This window comes from uncultured Tateyamaria sp. (assembly GCF_947503465.1).
In the GTDB taxonomy this organism is placed as follows: Bacteria; Pseudomonadota; Alphaproteobacteria; order Rhodobacterales; family Rhodobacteraceae; genus Tateyamaria.
In genome coordinates, this window is the sequence record NZ_CANNDN010000001.1 from 195,641 (window position 1) to 215,494 (window position 19,854).

20 protein-coding genes are annotated in these 19,854 nt (G+C 61.7%); 11 read left to right on the plus strand and 9 right to left on the minus strand.

The genetic code is table 11. The features are described from left to right. The first annotated feature begins 3 nt into the window (after window positions 1-3). The 9 genes from Q0844_RS01025 (at window position 4) to cysE (ending at window position 8,531) form a co-directional block, all read left to right on the plus strand. The gene (locus Q0844_RS01025; protein WP_299041159.1) at window positions 4-423 is read left to right on the plus strand and encodes a phage major tail protein, TP901-1 family; all 420 of its coding nucleotides are present in this window, start codon (window positions 4-6) and stop codon (window positions 421-423) included. Then, entirely contained in the window at window positions 423-740 is a 318-nt protein-coding gene (locus Q0844_RS01030) for a gene transfer agent family protein (protein ID WP_299041161.1), read from the plus strand. The genes Q0844_RS01025 and Q0844_RS01030 overlap by 1 nt, the downstream gene beginning before the upstream one ends. Further along, a complete protein-coding gene (locus tag Q0844_RS01035) occupies window positions 737-943 on the plus strand; it encodes a rcc01693 family protein (protein ID WP_299041162.1) in 207 nt (68 codons plus the stop codon). Before Q0844_RS01030 ends, Q0844_RS01035 begins: the two co-directional genes overlap by 4 nt. Further along, window positions 940-1,605, plus strand: a complete 666-nt coding sequence (locus tag Q0844_RS01040; RefSeq protein WP_299041163.1) for a phage tail tape measure protein — start codon at window positions 940-942, stop codon at window positions 1,603-1,605. The genes Q0844_RS01035 and Q0844_RS01040 overlap by 4 nt, the downstream gene beginning before the upstream one ends. A gap of 22 nt (window positions 1,606-1,627) precedes the next feature. Further along, window positions 1,628-2,260, plus strand: a complete 633-nt coding sequence (locus Q0844_RS01045; protein WP_299041164.1) for a DUF2460 domain-containing protein — start codon at window positions 1,628-1,630, stop codon at window positions 2,258-2,260. Beyond that, window positions 2,260-3,147: a DUF2163 domain-containing protein gene (locus tag Q0844_RS01050; protein ID WP_299041165.1), complete on the plus strand. Its 888-nt coding sequence runs from the start codon at window positions 2,260-2,262 to the stop codon at window positions 3,145-3,147. Before Q0844_RS01045 ends, Q0844_RS01050 begins: the two co-directional genes overlap by 1 nt. Continuing rightward, window positions 3,144-3,593, plus strand: coding sequence for an NlpC/P60 family protein (locus Q0844_RS01055; RefSeq protein ID WP_299041167.1), 450 nt, complete (start codon window positions 3,144-3,146; stop codon window positions 3,591-3,593). Before Q0844_RS01050 ends, Q0844_RS01055 begins: the two co-directional genes overlap by 4 nt. Further along, complete coding sequence (locus Q0844_RS01060) at window positions 3,593-7,534, plus strand: glycoside hydrolase/phage tail family protein (RefSeq protein WP_299041169.1); 3,942 nt, start codon at window positions 3,593-3,595, stop codon at window positions 7,532-7,534. The genes Q0844_RS01055 and Q0844_RS01060 overlap by 1 nt, the downstream gene beginning before the upstream one ends. Window positions 7,535-7,721: 187 nt before the next feature. Beyond that, the gene (gene cysE / locus Q0844_RS01065; protein ID WP_299041171.1) at window positions 7,722-8,531 is read left to right on the plus strand and encodes a serine O-acetyltransferase; all 810 of its coding nucleotides are present in this window, start codon (window positions 7,722-7,724) and stop codon (window positions 8,529-8,531) included. A gap of 99 nt (window positions 8,532-8,630) precedes the next feature. On the opposite strand, the gene Q0844_RS01070 is transcribed toward cysE, so the two are convergent. From Q0844_RS01070 to Q0844_RS01095, 6 genes are all read right to left on the minus strand, one after another. Further along, complete coding sequence (locus Q0844_RS01070; protein WP_299041173.1) at window positions 8,631-9,932, minus strand: pyruvate dehydrogenase complex dihydrolipoamide acetyltransferase; 1,302 nt, start codon at window positions 9,930-9,932, stop codon at window positions 8,631-8,633. 12 nt (window positions 9,933-9,944) lie between these two features. After that, on the minus strand, window positions 9,945-11,327 hold the full coding sequence (locus Q0844_RS01075) for a pyruvate dehydrogenase complex E1 component subunit beta (RefSeq protein WP_299041174.1): 1,383 nt from the start codon (window positions 11,325-11,327) through the stop codon (window positions 9,945-9,947). A gap of 14 nt (window positions 11,328-11,341) precedes the next feature. Continuing rightward, a complete protein-coding gene (gene pdhA, locus Q0844_RS01080) occupies window positions 11,342-12,352 on the minus strand; it encodes a pyruvate dehydrogenase (acetyl-transferring) E1 component subunit alpha (protein WP_299041176.1) in 1,011 nt (336 codons plus the stop codon). Window positions 12,353-12,613: 261 nt separating this feature from the next. Next, window positions 12,614-12,913: a septum formation initiator family protein gene (locus Q0844_RS01085; protein ID WP_299041177.1), complete on the minus strand. Its 300-nt coding sequence runs from the start codon at window positions 12,911-12,913 to the stop codon at window positions 12,614-12,616. A gap of 154 nt (window positions 12,914-13,067) precedes the next feature. Beyond that, window positions 13,068-13,841, minus strand: coding sequence for an SDR family oxidoreductase (locus tag Q0844_RS01090; protein WP_299041178.1), 774 nt, complete (start codon window positions 13,839-13,841; stop codon window positions 13,068-13,070). Window positions 13,842-13,919: 78 nt separating this feature from the next. Continuing rightward, window positions 13,920-15,107 (minus strand): phosphoglycerate kinase, encoded by a 1,188-nt coding sequence (locus Q0844_RS01095; RefSeq protein ID WP_299041180.1) that lies wholly within the window; start codon window positions 15,105-15,107, stop codon window positions 13,920-13,922. Between the two features lie 128 nt (window positions 15,108-15,235). Here Q0844_RS01095 and Q0844_RS01100 point away from each other — a divergent pair, with 128 nt between their 5' ends. Both Q0844_RS01100 and Q0844_RS01105 read left to right on the plus strand, forming a co-directional pair. Then, window positions 15,236-15,745: a peptidylprolyl isomerase gene (locus Q0844_RS01100; RefSeq protein WP_299041182.1), complete on the plus strand. Its 510-nt coding sequence runs from the start codon at window positions 15,236-15,238 to the stop codon at window positions 15,743-15,745. After that, entirely contained in the window at window positions 15,735-16,295 is a 561-nt protein-coding gene (locus Q0844_RS01105; protein ID WP_299041183.1) for a peptidylprolyl isomerase, read from the plus strand. Before Q0844_RS01100 ends, Q0844_RS01105 begins: the two co-directional genes overlap by 11 nt. 113 nt (window positions 16,296-16,408) lie before the next feature. Here Q0844_RS01105 and Q0844_RS01110 read toward each other — a convergent pair whose 3' ends face one another. The 3 genes from Q0844_RS01110 to Q0844_RS01120 are packed head-to-tail and all read right to left on the minus strand — an operon-like array spanning window position 16,409 to window position 19,718. Next, complete coding sequence (locus Q0844_RS01110; protein ID WP_299041184.1) at window positions 16,409-17,875, minus strand: MFS transporter; 1,467 nt, start codon at window positions 17,873-17,875, stop codon at window positions 16,409-16,411. Between the two features lie 12 nt (window positions 17,876-17,887). Continuing rightward, window positions 17,888-18,397: a polymer-forming cytoskeletal protein gene (locus Q0844_RS01115; RefSeq protein ID WP_299041185.1), complete on the minus strand. Its 510-nt coding sequence runs from the start codon at window positions 18,395-18,397 to the stop codon at window positions 17,888-17,890. Continuing rightward, on the minus strand, window positions 18,387-19,718 hold the full coding sequence (locus tag Q0844_RS01120; protein ID WP_299041186.1) for a M23 family metallopeptidase: 1,332 nt from the start codon (window positions 19,716-19,718) through the stop codon (window positions 18,387-18,389). Before Q0844_RS01120 ends, Q0844_RS01115 begins: the two co-directional genes overlap by 11 nt. Between the last annotated feature and the right edge of the window lie 136 nt (window positions 19,719-19,854).

The following is a 19,854-nucleotide window of genomic DNA, read 5'->3' on the forward strand; positions in this document are numbered from 1 at the left end:
CCCATGGGTGCTCAGAACGGAAAGGACCTGCTTCTGAAGGTCGACATGACCTCGGACGGGCAGTTCGAAACCATTGCGGGTCTGCGGGCCACACGCGTCAGCTTTAACGCCGAGAGCGTGGATGTGACCAGCCTGGAGAGCCAAGGCGGGTGGCGTGAACTGTTGGCGGGGGCCGGTGTGCGGTCCGCCAACATCACCGGTGCCGGCGTCTTCAAGGATGAGGGCACGGACGAGCGTGCGCGCCAGATCTTCTTTGACGGGGAGACCCCGAGTTTTCAGGTCATCATCCCTGATTTCGGCATCGTCGAGGGCCCGTTTCAGGTGACGTCGCTGGAGTACTCGGGCAGCCACAATGGCGAGGCCACATACGAGATGTCGCTGGCCTCGGCTGGTGCGGTCACCTTCACGGCGCTTGTGGCCTGATGACCAATCCATGGAGGGGAGAGGTCACGCTTGTCATCGAGGGGCAGCCGCAGGTGATGCGGTTGACCCTTGGGGCGCTTGCCGGTCTTGAAACAGCGCTGGCCGAGCCATCACTGGTGGCGTTGGTGGAGCGGTTCGAAACGGGCCGGTTTTCAAGCGTGGATGTATTGGCCGTGTTGAAGGCGGGCTTGCAGGGGGGCGGTGCGTCCTTTGATCCTGCAGCGCTGGATCACGCCGATATTGCCGGTGGTCCCATGGGGGCGGCCCGCGCTGCGGCCGAGTTGATCGCCCGCGCCTTTGTGGTGCCGGACGCATGACCAAGAGACTGGACTGGCCCGCCTTGATGCGGGCCGGGATGCAGGGGCTGCGCCTGACGCCTGACGCGTTCTGGGCGCTGACCCCTGCCGAATTGCAGATGATGCTGGGCACGCCCGGGTCCTCCGCCCCGCTGCTGAGCGAGGGCCTGGATGCGTTGATGGCGGCCTGGCCCGATGAGAGGTCGGAAGGGGATCAGACATGAGCGATTACAACGACGAGATCGAGACTCTCGAAGACAGTACCGACGGATTGCGCGTGACGCTCGATGCCACGTCGGCCATGGTCACAGGTTTCGACAGCGAACTGCGCCGGATGCGCGAGAGCCTGGCCGCGACAAACAAGGATGTGGCGACGCTGGAAAAGGGGTTGTCGCGTGGGTTGCGCAAGGCCTTTGACGGATTGGTCTTTGACGGGCTGAGCCTGTCCGATGCGCTGGACACTGTGGCCAATTCGATGATCAACGCCACATACAACGCCGCCATAAAGCCGGTGACCGATCATGTCGGTGGCCTGCTTGCCAGTGGGGCGGGTGGTCTTCTTGAGAACATTTTGCCGTTTGCCGATGGCGCCCCTTTTAGCCAGGGCCGTGTCATGCCCTTTGCCACGGGCGGCGTGGTCAGTTCGGCCACGCCCTTTGGCATGCGGGGCGGTATGGGCGTGATGGGCGAAGCGGGACCGGAAGCGATCATGCCCCTGGCCCGTGGCCCCGATGGCAAGCTGGGCGTGCGCGGAGGCGGCGGCCAGAGTGGCCCGACTGTCGTGATGAACATCACCACGCCCGACGTGCAGGGCTTTGCCCGTTCTCAGAACCAGATCGCCGCCCAGATGAACCGCGCGCTGAGCCGTGCAAACCGCAACCGATAAAGAAGAGAGGGGAGCCACGGCCATGAATTTTCACGAGGTTCGATTTCCCGCGTCCTTGAGCTTTGGCTCGGTCGGGGGGCCGGAGCGGCGCACGGAAGTTGTGACGCTTGCCAACGGGTTTGAAGAACGCAACACGCCGTGGGCGCATTCGCGCCGCCGCTATGACGCGGGGCTTGGCATGCGGTCGCTGGACGATGTTGAAATGCTGATCGCGTTCTTCGAGGCGCGGATGGGCCAGATGTACGGGTTTCGCTGGAAGGACTGGGCTGATTTCAAATCCGGTCCCGCAAGCGGCACGCCTGATTTCCTGGATCAGACAATTGCCAAGGGGGATGGCGTTCTGGCGACGTTTCCCTTGCTCAAGACCTACCGGTCTGGCGACTTTTCCTATGCGCGCCCGATCGCCAAGCCCGTTGCTGGCACAGTGCGCATCGGGCTGGGGCGCGACGAGATGCAGGAAGGTATCGACTATGAGGTCGATCTGAACACCGGTTTGGTTACGTTTCAGCACCCACCCGAAGAAGAGGAAGAGATTACAGCCGGTTTCGAATTCGACGTCCCGGTGCGCTTTGACACGGATCAGATCCAGACATCCGTCGCCAGCTTTCAAGCCGGTACGGTGCCGAATGTTCCGATCATCGAGGTGCGCGTGTGATGAGCGGGCAAAGTGAAGAGTTTCTGGCCCACGCCGCAACGGGTGTCACCACCTTCTGCCGGGCCTGGGCCATCTTGCGCACCGATGGTCAGTCATTCGGGTTTACGGACCACGACACGCCGCTGAGTTTCGACGGGATCACTTTTCGCGCGGACACCGGTCTGTCGGCCGCGGCCCTGGCACAAACCACCGGCCTGAGCGTCGACAACACCGAAGCACTGGGCGCATTGACGGATGCCGCGGTTCGCGAGGACGAGATCGAAGCGGGCCGATTTGACAATGCCGAAGTGCGCGCCTGGGTTGTCAACTGGAAAGACCCCAACGTGCGCTGGCTGCAATTTCGGGGCACGATTGGTGAAATGCGTCGGTCGGGTGGTGCATTTCACGCCGAACTGCGCGGACTGACCGAAGCGCTGAACCGCCCTCAGGGCAGGGTGTACCAGAAAGCGTGCACCGCAGTTTTGGGCGATGGGTCATGCCGTTTCAATCTGGACCTGCCGGGATATCGCCATGAGGGCGTGCCGGATCGCGTGATCGACGGGCGTGTCTTTGAATGGGATGACCTGGCGGGATTTGAGCCGCAATGGTTCATGCGTGGCCGTCTGGACGTCGTTTCGGGTGCTGCTGCTGGTCTGTGGGGCATGATCAAGCGTGATGTGACCGAAAACGGGGTGCGTCGTATCGAGCTGTGGGAGGCCATGCGTGCGCCGATCGTCGCTGAGGATGCGGTTCGCCTGACTGTCGGGTGCGACAAACGGTTCGAGACGTGCCGTTTGAAGTTCAACAACCTACTGAATTTTCAGGGCTTCCCGGATCTGCCGGGTGACGACTGGATGATGGCGTATCCGACATCTGGTGGGTCCAACAGCGGGGGCAGTTTGAGATGACACGCGATCAGGACATGATAGTGGACGAGGCACGTGCATGGATTGGCACGCCGTATGTCCACCAGATGGCGGCGCGCGGCGCGGGTACCGATTGCCTGGGTCTCGTGCGGGGTGTCTGGCGCGCTGTTGTTGGCGCGGAGCCGGAGCGTCCGCCTGCCTACAGTATGGATTGGTCTGAACCGCATGGTCAGGAACGCCTGTGGGATGCAGCGCTGCGTCATCTGAGCCCAAAAGACGCGGCCGATGCGGCCCTTGGCGATGTGATCCTGTTTCGCATGCGCCAGGGGTCTGTTGCCAAGCATCTGGGTATTCAGTCCGCTGTCGGCACCGCTCCTTGTTTCATCCATGCGTATAGCGGCCACGGGGTTGTCGAAAGCCCGATGAGCGCGCCGTGGGCCCGCCGGATCGTGGCCCGTTTTCAATTCCCTGATGTGGAGGCCTACTGATGGCGACCGTAATTCTATCGGCTGCGGGAGCGGCGATTGGTGGCTCTGTTGGCGGGTCGGTCCTGGGCCTGTCGTCGGTTGCGATTGGGCGCGCTGTCGGCGCGACATTGGGCCGGGTGATTGATCAGCGTGTCATGGGGCAGGGGTCCGAAGTTGTCGAGCACGGCAAGGTGGACCGGTTCCGCCTGTCGAACTCTGGCGAAGGTGCCGCAATTGCGCAGCTTTACGGGCGCATGCGCCTGGGTGGGCAGGTGATCTGGGCGTCGGATTTTCTGGAGACCGTCACGGTGAGTGGCGGCGGTGGTGGCGGCGGCAAGGGTGGGCCCAAGCCACCGCCCCAGCCGGAAGTGCGCGAGTATTCCTATTCGATCAGTCTTGCGCTTGCTGTCTGTGAAGGCGAAATCACCCGCATTGGACGTGTTTGGGCAGATGGCGAAGAGGTTGCCATCAATGATCTGAACATGCGCGTCTACACAGGTGCGCATGACCAATTGCCTGATCCGCTTATGGAAGCCATTGAGGGGCAGGGCAAAGTGCCTGCCTATCGCGGCACCGCCTATGTGGTTATCGAAAACCTGGCCTTGGGTCAGTTCGGCAACCGCGTGCCGCAGTTTTCGTTTGAAGTTGTGCGCCCAGAGCAGCCGGACCAACTGGAAGCCGACGAAGAGATCTCGCGTGCTGTCAAGGCCGTGGCTCTGATGCCCGGCACGGGCGAGTACGCCCTGGCGACCACCGCAATCAATTACATTGACGGCAACCAGGGGCGCTGGAGCGCCAACATCAACACGCCCGCTGGTCAGACGGATTTCAATGTGTCCTTTGACACGCTCCAGGATGAGCTGCCCAATTGCGAGGCGGTGTCGCTGATTGTGTCGTGGTTTGGAAACGATCTGCGGTGCGGGTCGTGTCAGATACAGCCCAAGGTGGAACGGAAGGATATCGAGGGCGAAAACGCGCCCTGGTTCTCGGGCCATCGGTTCCGGCACGAGGTCGCCGAGGTGCCACGTGTGGATGATCGCCCGATTTATGGCGGCACGCCGTCGGATGCGTCCGTGATCGAGGCCATTGGCGCAATGAATGCCGCAGGCAAGAAGGTGATGTTCTATCCCTTTATCCTGATGGATCAGTTGCAGGGCAACGATCTGCCTAACCCCTACGACCCCGATAGCACGCAGCCACATTTGCCGTGGCGTGGCCGCATCACATTGTCGAAAGCACCCGGTTTGGACGGGTCGCCTGATGGCTCGCCGCAGGCCGATACCGAGGTCGACGCTTTTTTCGGGACGGTCACGGCGGCGCATTTCCAGCCAGAAACCAGCCCGTTCTACATAGGACCAGATGAGTGGACCTTGTCCCGGTTCATCCTGCACTACGCCGCCTTGTGTCGCCTTGCCGGTGGTGTGGACGCCTTTTGCATCAGTTCCGAGATGCGCGGGCTGACCCAGATCCGCGGCGCCAACAACACATTCCCCGCAGTGCAGAAGATGAAAGAGTTGGCCGCGCAGGTCCGCTTGATCCTCGGGCCGGACACCAAGATCAGCTATGCCGCTGATTGGACCGAATACTTTGGTTACCAACCGCAGGACGGATCGGGCGACAGATTCTTTCACCTTGATCCGCTTTGGGCCGACGACAACATCGATTTCATTGGCATCGACAACTACATGCCGATTTCCGACTGGCGCGATGGCGATGCCCATTTGGATGCAGCGTTTGGCAGCATTTACGATGTCGACTATTTGCGCACCAATATTCAGGGCGGCGAAGGCTATGACTGGTACTATCGGTCTGACGAAGCGCGCGCGGCGCAAATCCGCACTCCGATCACAGATGGCGCGCATGATGAGCCGTGGGTGTATCGCTACAAGGACATTCGGAATTGGTGGGAAAACGACCACCATGAACGCGTGGACGGTGTGCGATCGGCTGCTGCCACGGCATGGGTGCCGCAGTCCAAACCGATCTGGTTTACCGAACTGGGATGCGCGGCCATCGACAAAGGAACGAACCAACCCAACAAGTTCCTTGATCAAAAGTCGTCGGAAAGCAGTTTGCCCCGGTTTTCCAACGGTGCGCGGGATGATCTCATCCAGAAGCAATATCTTCGCGCGATGCACTCTTATTGGCGGCAGGATGATAACAATCCGATCTCCAGCACCTATGACGGCCCGATGATCGACATGTCGCGCGCCTTTGTTTGGGCATGGGATGCGCGGCCGTATCCGTTTTTTCCGAATTCGCTGCGGGTGTGGTCAGATGGGGAGAACTATCCGCGTGGTCACTGGATCAATGGCCGTACCTCCGGGCGGACCCTGGCTTCGGTTGTTGGCGAGATTTGTGATCGGGCCGGGTTGACCCACTACGACACGTCAGAACTGTTTGGGTACGTGCGTGGGTTCATTGTCAGTGACGTCACGGATGCACGGGGCGCGTTGCAGCCTTTGATGCTCCGGCACGCCTTTGATGCGGTCGAGCGTGACGGCGTCCTGAAGTTCATTTCGCGCACAGGCAAACATGCCGTTCCGCTTGATCCTGACAGGATCGCGATCCATCCAGATCTGGACGGACGATTGGAGCAGTCGCGGGAGTCAGAGGCTGACCTGGCTGGGCGTGTGCGCGTACGCTTTGTCCAAACAGATGGCAATTTTGACGTTCTTTCAGAAGAAGCGATCCTTGCGGATGATGCGACGCATGCAGTGTCGTCCTCCGAAGTTCCCATGGCGCTGACCCGCCCCGAGGGCAGGCAGGTGGCCGAGCGTTGGTTGACCGAGGCGCGGATTGCCCGCGAGGCGATCAAGCTTGCGTTGCCACCTTCGTTGGTCAGTGTCGGCGCTGGCGACGTCATTGAAGTGGCGGCGGATCAATCCGAAGGCGCTGGGCTGTACCGTGTTGACCGGGTTGAGCAGGGCCAGATGCAATTGTTGGAAGCCGTTCGGATTGAGCCTGAGGTTTATACACCTTCCGAACTTTCGGATGAATTGGCGGGTGTACGGGAATTTGTGCCGCCTGTTCCCTTAAGCTCCGTGTTCATGGACTTGCCATTGCTGACCGGTGACGAAGTGGAGCATGCGCCGCATGTGGCGGTCACCGGTACGCCTTGGCCTGGCGGAGTGGCGGTTTATCAGTCGTCGTCGGATTCAGATTTTGTCCTGAACTCGATCATATCAGCCCGGGCCAGCATTGGGTTTCTGAGCAGCCCGTTGCGACGGGCCCGCAGCGGCGTCATCGACCGGGCTGCGCCGCTTGAGGTCAAGATGATCCACGGCACGTTGCAGTCGATCCCGAACCTTGAGTTCCTGAACGGAGGCAACCTGGCCGCCATTGGCGACGGTTCGGCGGAAAACTGGGAACTTGTGCAGTTCCGGGATGCGGATTTGATCGGACCGGAGCAATATCTTCTGTCGCATCGATTGCGCGGACAGGCCGGGACGGATGCGCTGGCGCCGGAGGAGTGGCCCGCAGGATCGTGGTTTGTTCTGATGAACGGGGTGCCGTCACAGATTGGGTTGCTGCGGGCGCTGCGGCGTGTGTCGCAAACCTTCCGCATCGGTCCATCGAAACGCAGCTACGACGATCCTTCGTATACCGAGACCGTGCACGCCTTTAACGGCAATGGATTGCGCCCATACGCGCCGGTTCACGTCCGCTTGGAACCTGAAACGGATGGCATCCGTGCGGGATGGATCCGGCGGACGCGTCTTGACGGGGACGATTGGGACCTTCCCGAAGTGCCGCTGGCCGAGGAATCCGAGAGTTACACGATCAGGGTCAGTCAATCAGGGCAGGTTGTGCGCGAAGTCACGGTCGCGTCTCCGACATGGGTGTATTCCGACGCGATGCGCCAAGCGGATGGGATTGTCGGCGGTTTTGAGCTGTCAGTGGCGCAGAATTCAGCGCGATTTGGACCAGGCCCCTTTGCATCGGAGTCTTGGGTTGGGTGATTTTTTTGGGTGCGGTGACGCGGGCGATTTACATCCGCGTCGCCGCAAGGTTTAGATTTTATTATATTTTATCGTTTTCGAACACGTTACTGGTTTTATTGATCCGGGTTGACGATGGGTGCCATCACGGGTTTGCGTTTGGAGAAACTGTCTTATGTAAGGTAGGCAGGGGCCGAAAGGACGCATCATGGCTGATCTACGCACAAATATTGCTTCTATTGATCCTGTTTGGGATCAGATCACGGAAGAGGCGCGGCAGGCTGTCGCCGATGAACCGCTGGTCGGTGGCTTTGTTCATGCCTGTATCCTGCACCACAAGTCGGTGGAAAAGGCGCTGTCTTATCGGATAGCGGCTAAATTGGCGTCCAACGAGATGTCGATGGTCGTCGTTCGCGAGATCGTCGAGGAAGCCTATCAGAAATCGCCAGCGCTGGTGGAAGCGGCGCGGGCTGATCTGGTTGCGGTGTACGAACGTGATCCTGCCTGCCACCGCCTGTTGCAGCCGATCCTGTATTTCAAGGGATATCAGGCCATGCAAGCCTACCGCGTAGGCCACTTTCTTTGGGAAGAGGGGCACACGGATTTGGCGTATTTCTTCCAGATGCGTGTTTCCGAGATATTTGGCGTGGACATTCATCCTGCCGCCCGGATCGGCAAGGGCATCATGATTGACCACGCGCATTCCATCGTCATTGGCGAGACCGCCGTCGTGGGTGACAATGTTTCCATGCTCCATTCCGTGACTTTGGGTGGGACCGGCAAGGAAGAAGAAGATCGCCACCCCAAGATTGGGAACGGCGTCTTGATCGGGGCCGGTGCAAAAGTTCTGGGCAATATCAAAGTGGGCAATTGCAGTCGCATCGCGGCAGGGTCAGTCGTGCTTGACGAAGTGCCGCCGTGCAAAACGGTGGCAGGTATTCCGGCGCGCATCGTGGGCGAGGCCGGGTGCGATCAACCATCTGTGTCCATGAACCACATGCTTGGAAAAGATCACTAGCGCGCAGGGACGCGACCCCCGTGACTTAACGAGACGGACAAACGAAAAGCCCCGCCCGGCAGTTGCCGGGCGGGGCTTTTTTGCGTTTGGTGTATGCGGTTAGGCGAGCATGGCCAACGGATTTTCCAGATTGTCGACGATGGCTTGCAGCAGTTGTGCGCCAAGCGCGCCATCGATGACACGGTGATCGACTGACAGAGTGACGGACATTACAGTCGCGACTTCCAGTTCTCCATCCTTGCCGACCACGGGCTTTTTGACCCCGGCGCCAACGGCCAGGATCGCGCCGTGGGGCGGATTGATGACCGCATCGAAGTTGTCGATGCCGAACATCCCGAGGTTCGATATGGCAAAGCTGCCGCCCTGATACTCGTGCGGCGCCAGCTTTCGGTCGCGTGCACGACCCGCCAGATCCTTCATCTCGGCAGACAGCGCAGATAGCGATTTCTGATGTGCGTCCTGCAGCACAGGTGTGAAAAGGCCGCCTTCGATTGCCACAGCAACGGCCACATCCGATGGGGTGAGTTTCAACACCTTGTCGCCTGCCCAAACGGCATTGGCGTCAGGCACCTGTTGCAGGGCGAGGGCGCAGGCCTTGATGATGAAGTCATTGACCGAGAGCTTTATGCCGCGATCCGCGAGTTGACCGTTGAGCGTGCCGCGAAATTCCAACAGCGCATCCAGCTTGATGTCGCGGCGCAGATAGAAGTGCGGCACGGTCTGCTTGGCTTCGGTCAAACGCGCTGCAATGGTTTTGCGCATGCCGTCCAGCTTGACCTCTTCGTAGTCGCGCCCCTCGTACATTTTGGTGACGGCGTCGCCGGACGGGCCTGCCGGCGCGGACGCTGCAAGTGCCGGCGTTGCTGTGGGTTCGGAGGCTTTTGCAGGAGCGGCTTCGGCCTTCTCCACGTCGGCCTTGACGATACGCCCATGCGGGCCAGAGCCCTTGAGGGCAGCCAGGTCGAGACCTTTTTGTGCGGCGATGCGGCGGGCAAGCGGCGAGGCAAAAATGCGGGTGCCGTCCTTGGTTGGGGCCGCTGGTGCGGGTGCCGCCGTTTCGGCAGCCGCCGGTGTGGATACCTCTGCCGTCGCGTCAGCTGCCGGAGCAGCCTCGGGTGCCGGGGCGGACGAGGTACTGCCTATGTCTTCGGCGCTTTCGCCGTCTTCCAGCAGGACGGCGATCGGCGTGTTCACCTTTACCCCCTCACTGCCCTCGGCCACCAGGATCTTGCCCACGGTCCCTTCATCCACGGCTTCGAATTCCATCGTCGCCTTGTCAGTCTCGATCTCGGCGAGAAGGTCACCGGACGACACCGTATCGCCCTCTTTGACCAGCCATTTCGCAAGTGTGCCTTCCTCCATCGTCGGAGACAGCGCGGGCATGAGAATTTCTGTCGGCATGTCTGCGGCTCCTTAGCGGTAGGTGACTTGTTTGACGGCTTCGATCACTTCGCCGGTGGTGATCAGCGCATGCTTTTCGAGGTTCGCGGCATAGGGCATCGGAACATCCTTGCCCGTGCAGTTGATGACCGGCGCGTCCAGATAGTCGAATGCTTCCTGCATGATGACCGAGCTGATGTAGTTACCGACCGACCCTTGTGGCCAACCTTCCTCGACCGTCACGCAACGATTTGTTTTCATGACAGAATTGATGATTGTGCCAGTGTCCATCGGGCGCAGGGTGCGCAGGTCGATCACCTCGGCGCTGATGCCCTCCTCGGCCAGCTTGTCGGCGGCTTCCAGCGCGTATTGCATGCCAATGCCAAAGGACACGATGGTCACATCGTCACCTTCGCGCCAGATGCGGGCCTTGCCAAACGGCACGGTGAAATCGTTCATGTCCGGCACGTCGAACGTGCGGCCATAAAGGATCTCGTTCTCCAGGAAAATCACCGGGTTGGGGTCGCGAATTGCGGTCTTCATCAACCCTTTGGCGTCCGAAGCTGAATAGGGCATCACCACTTTCAGCCCCGGCACCTGCATGTACCATGCGGCATAGTCCTGGCTGTGCTGAGCCCCCACACGCGCGGCGGCACCGTTCGGGCCGCGGAACACCATGGGCGCACCCATCTGACCACCCGACATATAGAGCGTCTTGGCCGCCGAGTTGATGATCTGGTCGATCGCCTGCATGGCGAAGTTGAAGGTCATGAATTCGACGATCGGGCGCAATCCGCCGAATGCCGCACCAACGCCGATCCCGGCAAAGCCGTGTTCGGTGATGGGCGTGTCGATCACACGTTTGGCGCCGAATTCGTCCAGAAGGCCCTGGGATACCTTGTAGGCGCCCTGATACTCGGCCACTTCCTCGCCCATCAGGAACACGGTGTCGTCATTGCGCATTTCTTCGGCCATGGCATCGCGTAACGCTTCGCGCACGGTCTGTTCCTTCATGGCCGTGCCTTCGGGCCAGTCCGGGCTGCTGTCGACCTTGGGCGCCGTGGGCGCGCTGTCGGGGGTCGATGCGGTCGCGGGCGACGACGCCTTGCCCTCTTCGCCATTCAACGCCGCCGGGGCAGGGGCGCTTGACGCCTCGATGTCGTCGGCGCTCTCGCCTTCCTCGATCAACACGGCGATGGGGGTGTTCACCTTCACCCCTTCCGTGCCTTCCTCGATCAGGATCTTGCCGACGATCCCCTCGTCGACGGCTTCAAACTCCATCGTCGCCTTGTCGGTCTCGATCTCGGCCATGATGTCACCGGACGACACCGTATCGCCCTCCTTGACCAGCCATTTCGCCAGCGTGCCTTCCTCCATCGTGGGGGACAGGGCGGGCATCAGAATTTCGGTTGCCATGTGTCTTGCTCCCCTTACGCGTTCTGCGGCGCCGTTTCGGAATAGATATCGGTCCAAAGCTCGTCCAAGCCGGGTTCCGGGCTCTCCTTCGCGAACTCGGCGGAGGCGTTCACGATGTCCTTGATTTCCTTGTCGATGGCCTTCAGGTCCTCTTCGGTCGCGTGCTTGCCGGTCAGCAGCATCGACCGGACGGCCTCGATCGGATCACGCTCATCGCGCATCTTCTGCACTTCCTCGCGGGTGCGGTACTTGGCCGGGTCCGACATCGAATGCCCGCGATAGCGGTATGTCTTGATCTCAAGGATATACGGACCCTTGCCCGCGCGACAGTGCTCCACCGCCTTCTGCCCCGCGGCCTTCACGGCCAGCACATCCATGCCATCCACCTCTTCGCCGGGAATGCCATAGGCGGCCCCGCGCTCCCAGTAACTGGGTGACTTGGTGGACCGCTTGGTCGACGTGCCCATGGCGTACTGGTTGTTCTCGATCACAAAGATGACGGGCAGGTCCCACAGCTCGGCCATGTTATACGCCTCATAGACCTGGCCCTGGTTCGCCGCGCCATCGCCGAAATAGGTGAAGGTGACGCGCCCATTCTCCTTGTACTTGTCGGCAAAGGCCAAACCCGCCCCCAGCGGCACCTGTGCCGCGACAATCCCGTGGCCGCCATAGAAATGCTTCTCTTTCGAGAACATGTGCATCGACCCGCCCTTGCCCTTGGAATAGCCGCCCTCGCGGCCCGTCAGCTCGGCCATGACACCGTTGGGGTCCATGCCACAGGCCAGCATGTGGCCGTGATCGCGATAGGACGTGATGCGCTTGTCGCCGTCCTCGGCCGCAGCCTCCAGCCCCACGACAACGGCCTCCTGTCCGATATACAGGTGGCAGAACCCCCCGATCAGTCCCATGCCATACAACTGACCGGCCTTTTCCTCGAACCGGCGGATCAAAAGCATGTCGCGATAATAGCCTTGCAGCTCCTCCGCAGACACGTTGGGTTTGGATGTGGCTTTGCGCGCGGTCATGCGGCGACCTCCCTCAAAAGGAATAGTTTAGCGTTAAACTATCCTCTACAGGATTCGTTCCATACGTGCGAGTGTCAATGTGCCGCAACGGCAACCTGGTGCATCGCAGCCATGTTTTATTGCGTGATCAAAAGCAACCGGAGCGCTGGCACGCGATCCACCGCACGCACCTGGCAGGCACCTTCACACCACGCCGACCCGCCCGCGTGCGGCGGGGCGTGCACGTGTGTCAGCCTTGGGTACGCATCTGGCCTGCGATGTTCAGCGAATGACAATCTCGTCGCTGCGCAACATGCCCAGCACGGACCGGGCCTGTTCGTCCAGCAGATCCAGGTCCAGGTAATCGTCCGACAACCGCTTGGTCAGGTTTTCCATCTCGGCCACCTGCGCCTGCACGTCGGCCAGTTGCACCGACAGGTCCCGCGCTTCGGCCTGAATTTCCGCCCGGCGGAATACGCCAAAATCCCCCTGCACAGCGGCAAAGGTGAAATAGATCGCCAGCGCGAAGGCGACGGAAAAAAAGACAAATGTGCCCAATGCGGGACGTGCGGTGCGGATCATGTCAACTGCCTCTGTACCGTCTCTGCCGGACGGCTTTCACCACTATGGCACACCTGATTCGCCGTGTGAATCCCCTTTGTTTCCAAAGGCGACAGACGCCGCGACCGGCGCATCAGGCACATCCTGATGCGCCCCCCCACACGTCGGGGTGCCCCTAATGCTTGCCCATCATCTGCGCCGCGATCCGCGTGGTCATGCTGCGGGGGCTGATCCGGGGCAGAAAGGCAAAGACCTTGTTCATCGCGCCCGGCACCACGATCCGCTTGCCGATGCGGGCCTGCAACCAGCCGTCCTCGGCCACATCCTTGGCCTTCATTGGTTTCGCCACCTTCAACAGGCGCACGCCGTCCATATCGGCATCATCGAAAAAGTTGGTGGCGGTGGCCCCGGGACACAGTGCCGTCACGGTGACGGACGATCCGCGCAATTCCTCGGCCACCGCTTCGGACAGCGACAATACATAGGCCTTGGTGGCATGATAGACCGCCATGTTCGGCCCCGGCGTGAACCCGGCGACCGACGCGACGTTCAGGATACGTCCCTTGGGCTGCGCCTGCATATGCGGGATCGCGAGCTTCATCAGCCGCGTCAGCGCCAGCATGTTCACATTGATGGAGGCCAGTTCCCGGTCCCAGCCCTGACCGGCGTCAAACGGCCCGTTGTACCCAAGGCCCGCATTGTTGACGAGCACGTCAATCTCGCGCCCATCCGTCGCTTCGGACCACAGCCGGTCCACCTCGTCCAGATTGGACAGGTCCGCCGGGATCACCACCGCCTCTACACCCGCGCCGCGCGCCTCCTCGGCCACCTTGTCCAGCTTGTCCTTGGACCGCGCGGCCAGAATGACATTACGGCTCTCCTTGGCCGCGATGCGCACAAACTCGACCCCCAAACCTTCGGAAGCGCCCGTGATAAGTGTCCAAGCCATGTGATGATCCCCGCGTGTGAAATTTCAATACGCACACATATGGGGGCAGGGTGGCCCGACACCAACGGTTTGGCGCGATTAGGAAGTCAGCGCGGCCACACCCGGCAATTCCTTGCCTTCCATCCATTCCAGAAACGCGCCACCCCCGGTCGAGATATAGGTGAAATCGTCCGCCACACCCGCCTGGTTCAGGGCCGCCACGGTATCGCCGCCACCGGCAACGGTGACCAGCGTGCCCGCGCGTGTCAGCTGCGCCGCTGCCTTGGCCGCGGCCACGGTGGCCGTGTCAAAGGGCGGGATTTCGAAGGCCCCCAACGGGCCGTTCCAGATCAGGGTTTCCAGATCGTCAAAGGCCCGCGCGATGGTGTGCGCTGCATCATCGCCTGCATCCAGCACCATCTGATCGCTGTTCAGCTTGGTATCCGACCCCAGCGCAATCACCTCGTGATCCGCCCCCGCTTTGAACTCGGTCGCGACGCGCCCGTCGGACGGCAGGATCACTTTGCACCCTGCCTCTTTCGCGGCCGCGATGATGTCGCGCGCCGTGTCGTGCAGGTCCGCCTCTTGCAGTGATGCGCCCAGGTCTGCGCCTTGCGCCGCGATGAACGTATTGGCCATGCCGCCGCCGATGATCAGCACATCGATCTTCTTCACAAGGTTTTGCAGCAGGTCCAGCTTGGTCGACACCTTGGCTCCGCCCACGACCGCACCGACGGGCCGCCGGGGATTGGACAGCGCTGCCTCCAGCGCCTCCAGTTCCGCCTGCATCAGTCGACCCGCACAGGCAGGCAGCAGATGCGCCACCCCGGTGGTCGAGGCATGGGCCCGGTGCGCGGCGGAGAACGCGTCATTGCAGTAGACATCGCCCAGCGTGGCCAGGAACTGCGCCATCTGCGGATCGTTCGCTTCTTCCATGGGGTTAAAACGGGTGTTCTCGACCAGAATGATCGCATCCCCGGCTTGTTGGTCGATCCAGTCCCGGCTGGGCCGTTCCACAAAGGTTACCGAAGCGTTAAAGGCATCTTCGAGCGCAGGCACCAGATGTTGTAGTGACATCGCCGGATTGGGCTGTCCCTTGGGTCGTCCGAAATGGGCCAGCAGCACCGGGCTGCCGCCCTTGGCGCGGATGTCGGTGATGGTGGGCACGATCCGTTCGATGCGGGTTGCGTCGGTGATGCGCCCGTCTTCCATCGGCACGTTGATGTCGACGCGGGTCAGCACGCGCTTGCCCGAAAGGTCCATATCATCCAGCGATTTCCAGCCCATGCCGCGCACTCCTTTGCCACTCTTCAAGCCCTTGCATCGCGGCAAAACCCGCTCGGGTCAACCGTGTGGCTTGTCCCTGCGGGTTCACCGGCTTAGATACGAACGAACCGAAACGGAAAGAGACATCAATGGCCGATATCAAAGACCCCGAGAACACGATCCTGATGGAGCTGAAGGGCGGCACCGTCACAATCGAATTGCTGCCCGACGTAGCGCCCAAACATGTCGAGCGGATGAAAGAGCTTGCGCGGGCTGGCGAGTACGACAACGTCGCGTTTCACCGCGTGATCGACGGCTTCATGGCGCAGACGGGTGACGTGCAGCACGGTGACATGGAAGACGGGTTCAACATCCGCATGGCAGGCACCGGCGGGTCCGACAAGCCTGACGTTCCGGCCGAGTTCTCCAAGATCCCCCACGCCCGTGGTAGCCTGGGCGCCGCGCGCTCGGCCAACCCCGACAGCGCGAACTCGCAGTTCTTCATCAACTTCAAGGACAATGATTTCCTGAACGGGCAGTACACCGTCTATGGTCAGGTCATCTCCGGCATGGAACATGTGGACGCCATCACCCGCGGCGAGCCGCCTGCCGAGCCGGACCGGATGATCAGCGTGAAGGTCGCCGCAGATGTGGCGTAACCTGATCGTCGCCGCAATCCTGACTGTCCCCGCGGGGACAGCCTTGGCCACCGGTCTGGAAATCCAGGTCACGGGTGAGGCCAACGGCACCATCACCATCGACCTTCTGGAAGATGTGGCACCCGCGCACGTGGCGCGCATCGCCGCACTTGCCGAGGGTGGGGAATATGACGGGGTGGCCTTTCACCGGGTCATCGACGGCTTCATGGCGCAGACGGGTGACGTGCAGTTCGGCGACACAAACGCTGACTATAACGGCCGTCGCGCGGGCACGGGCGGGTCGGATCAGCCGGACCTGCCGGCGGAATTCTCGAACATCCCCTACGATCGCGGCACGGTGGGCATGGCCCGTTCGCAAAGCCCGGACAGCGCCAACAGCCAGTTCTTCATCATGTTCGAACCGGGCCCGTTCCTGAATGGGCAATACACGGTTGTGGGGCAGGTGACGGACGGTTTGGACGTGCTGGACCAGATCAAGCGCGGACACCCCCGGTCGGGCGCCATCGAAGGCGCGCCGGACGTGATGACGAAGGTCACCGTGACGGAGTGAAAATCTGTCCCCGCGGGGACAAAATCGAAGGGCGCGTTTCCGGCGCGCCCTTTTTACGTTCAAGCGCAAAGCGTTACAGTGCGACGCTCACCTTTCTGAAAAGTAAACGCAGGTTAATTTTTCGTTACGCCGCGCGTCAGCCATCCCAGCCCGGCGCTGATCACTGAGAGCATAGTGGCGATCCAGGCAAGTCCCACGAACGCCGTTGTCATGGCCGCTGCATGGCCGGGTGCATCGCTTGCGATGCCAAAGCTGGCCGTGCCGCCAGCGCCTGCATAAAGCGCCGCAACGAACCCACCCACAGCCGCGACCGAGATCAGACCTGCCATGCGGGTCACAGCATTGTTGATGCCGGAGGCCGTGCCCGATTGGGTTTCGTCCACAGCCCCCATCACAGCGGTGGAGAGCGGCGCGACGACAGCGGCCATGCCGAGGCCGACAAGGCACATGGCAGGCAGCATGTGCCACCAGAAATTCTGGTCGGGTGCGAGCACTGCCATGGCGGCATAGCCCGCTGCCACGACCAGAGACCCACCAACCAGCAACGGGGCGGGGCCGATCCTGTCGGCCAGGCGGCCCGCGCGGGCAGACAGAAGCGAGATGAAGACCGACATCGGCGCGAAGGCGGCGGAGGCCTCAATCTCGGTCAGGCCCCAACCTGCGATGAAGGTCATGGGCATGAAGAAAAACATCATCGATAGGGCAGAATAAAGTGTGAAGCTGAGGGCGTTGGCCGCTGAGAAAGGGCGAGACGCAAAGAGCGACAGTGGCATCATCGGATGATCGCTGCGGGTTTGGGTCCAGAGAAAGACAAGCAGCATCATGCCGCCACCGACCAGCCAAAGCGTTGCGTCCCCGCCATGGTCGAGAGAGGTCAGCCCCCACGCAATGGCAAGCAAGGCAAGGGTCGCTGTGACGGCACCGGGACTGTCGACGCGGGCACCGTCCTTTGTCGGGTCATCGCCCAGATGTCGCCAGAGCAGGTAAAGCGCGATGCCGCCCAGCGGCAGGTTGATGGCAAAGATCCAGCGCCACATCTCTGGTCCGCCGATGGTGAGGGCAAGCCCACCAATGATCGGACCGGCAGCAGTGGTGAGAGCCGAGGCAGCGGCCCAGATGCCGATTGCGCGCCCGCGGCTTTCCCGTGGGTAGGCGCGGGCGATGAGAGCGAGGGAGCCGGGCACCATGATGGCAGCCCCCACACCCTGCACCGCGCGGGCGATGATCATGAACCACGGTGTGGGTGCGACGGCGCAGAAGATGGAGGCCACGACAAAGAGCGCAATGCCGAGGCCGAACACGCGGCCTAGGCCGAACCGGTCTCCCATGGCCCCGCCCACGAGGATGAGCGCAGAGAGTGTGAGCATGTAGGCGTTGTGAATCCATTGCGCCTCGATCAGCCCGGCACCAAGGCTGTCGCGCATGGCGGGCAGGGCGATGGCAACTACCGTGCCGTCGATAAAACCGAGGGCTGAGGCGAGGATTGCGGCAACAAGGATGTAGGGCCTGCTGCGTTCAGCGCAGAACCCGGCATGAAAAACGGGCGCCTCAGTGGTCTGGGGCGCCCGCTTGTCTGTCATGTGTCTGTGACCTTAGCCGTTTTGCTGCGGTGCCACGGCAGGCCCGCCTTGCGGCTTGGGCTTGTTTCCACCGGAATTCAGCGGGTCGTCCTGACGCTGCACCGACCCTTCGAAATGGGCGCCGGATTCGATGGCGATCGTCTTGTGGATGATGTCGCCCTCGACCCGAGCGGTCGACGTCAGGCGCACCTTGAGACCGCGCACGCGGCCCACGATGCGGCCGTTGATCACGACATCGTCGGCAATCACTTCGCCCTTGATCGTGGCGCTTTCACCGATGGTCAGCAGGTGGGCGCGAATATCGCCTTCCACCGTGCCTTCGACCTGGATGTCGCCGGTTGTCTTCATGTTGCCCGTGATGTGCAGGTCTGCCGACAAAAGCGAGGCGGGTGGTTTCGCCTTGGGCGCGCTGGCCTTGAATTCGCTTTGCTTGGGGGCTGCGGGGGCAGGGGCCGCCGGGGCCGCAGACTTGGCTGCGTCCGTACTGGGGCCGGGTTCGTTGATTTTGCTCTTAGAAAACATCGTTGGCTGCCTTGATATAGATCATCGGGTTGACGGCTTTTCCGCCGACGCGGACTTCGTAGTGCAGATGCACGCCGGTGACCCGTCCGGAGGCTCCCATATCACCGATCCGATCCCCGCGCGAGACCTTTTGACCAACTTTCACGCGCAGGCGCGACAGGTGGGCATAGCGCGTTTCGATGCCGAATTCATGCTGGATCTTGACCAGTCGCCCATAGCCCGATTGCCAGCCCGCATGCGTCACAACCCCATCAGCGGTGGCATAAAGCGGTGTTCCGAGCGACGCGGCAAAGTCGACGCCCTTGTGCATCCGGCGCCCACCCGTCTTGGGATCGCGGCGGAAGCCAAACGAAGATGTGAACCGGAACGCGTCCTTGACCGGGGTCGCAAACGGCGCCTTTTGCGCGGCGATCCGGTAGAGGTTGAGCGTGTCCATCTGGTTCAGCAGGCGGTTGGCGCGGCGGGTGTCGGGGCTGGGTTCTTCGCCCCGCGTCGAGAAGCTGAGCGGCGTCAGCGGGCCGCCCTGGCCGTTGTAGCCGCGCCGCACTTGTTCGATGATCCGGTCCGTGGGCATGCCTGCCGCGCGGAACATCTTGTCCAGCGGCGCAACCGAGACGGTCATCGCCTCTTCGAGCTGGCGGAAGATCTGGTCGTTCTTTTCTCTCATCAGCGCGATTTCGGTGGCCATGGCATCCGCGGCCAGCAGCGCGTCCTGCGCGTCCTGTTCGATCTTGTCCCGCTCGGCGGCGGTCTTGGCCAGCGCTTGGGCCACGAAGTCGATGGGGGCGCCGCCCGACGTTGCAGCCAGGGCGGTGCCGGCGCCGCCGGAGGTGATCTGTTCCTCGAGCGAGGCGAGTTGCTGGCGTGCCGCTTCGCGGTCCTTCATGGTGCCGCGCAGCGTGGCCTGGATCACTTCGATCCCCGTCTCCAGTTCGCGGCGGCGTGTTTCGGAGCTGAGCAGTTCGGACTGCATGACCGAGATCTGTTCGAGCGCGGCGTTGAAGCGGTTCTGGGCGGCGAGCGCCTCTTCGGCCCGGGCGTCCCGCTGGCCTGCCAGATCGTTGAGCCGTGCCTGGTAGGTGCGTTGGTCGCGCTTGGCCTGTTCACGGAAATTGCCCGCCCCGATGCTGTCCATCAGCAGGATGGCCGTGGCGACGATGGCCCAGGCCACCACGAAGGAACTGCCAGCAAAAGCGATGAGTTGCGTACCGGGTCGCAGACGGATGAACCGGGTGTCGCTGTCTGATTTCAGAAAGACGCGCCGTTCGGGAAAATACTTTTCCAGAAGGCCGTGCCACTTAATGCCGAGGCGTGTCCGCAAAACGCTCGTCCCTTGTCCCATCCCAATCGCAGCGCTCATATCCCCCAACACGGCGCCTTGACGCCTGTGCATAAAGTCACGTGCGCGGGGCGGCAAGCCTTTGGTTTCGTTCTGTTCCAAACCGGTGCGGAAATGC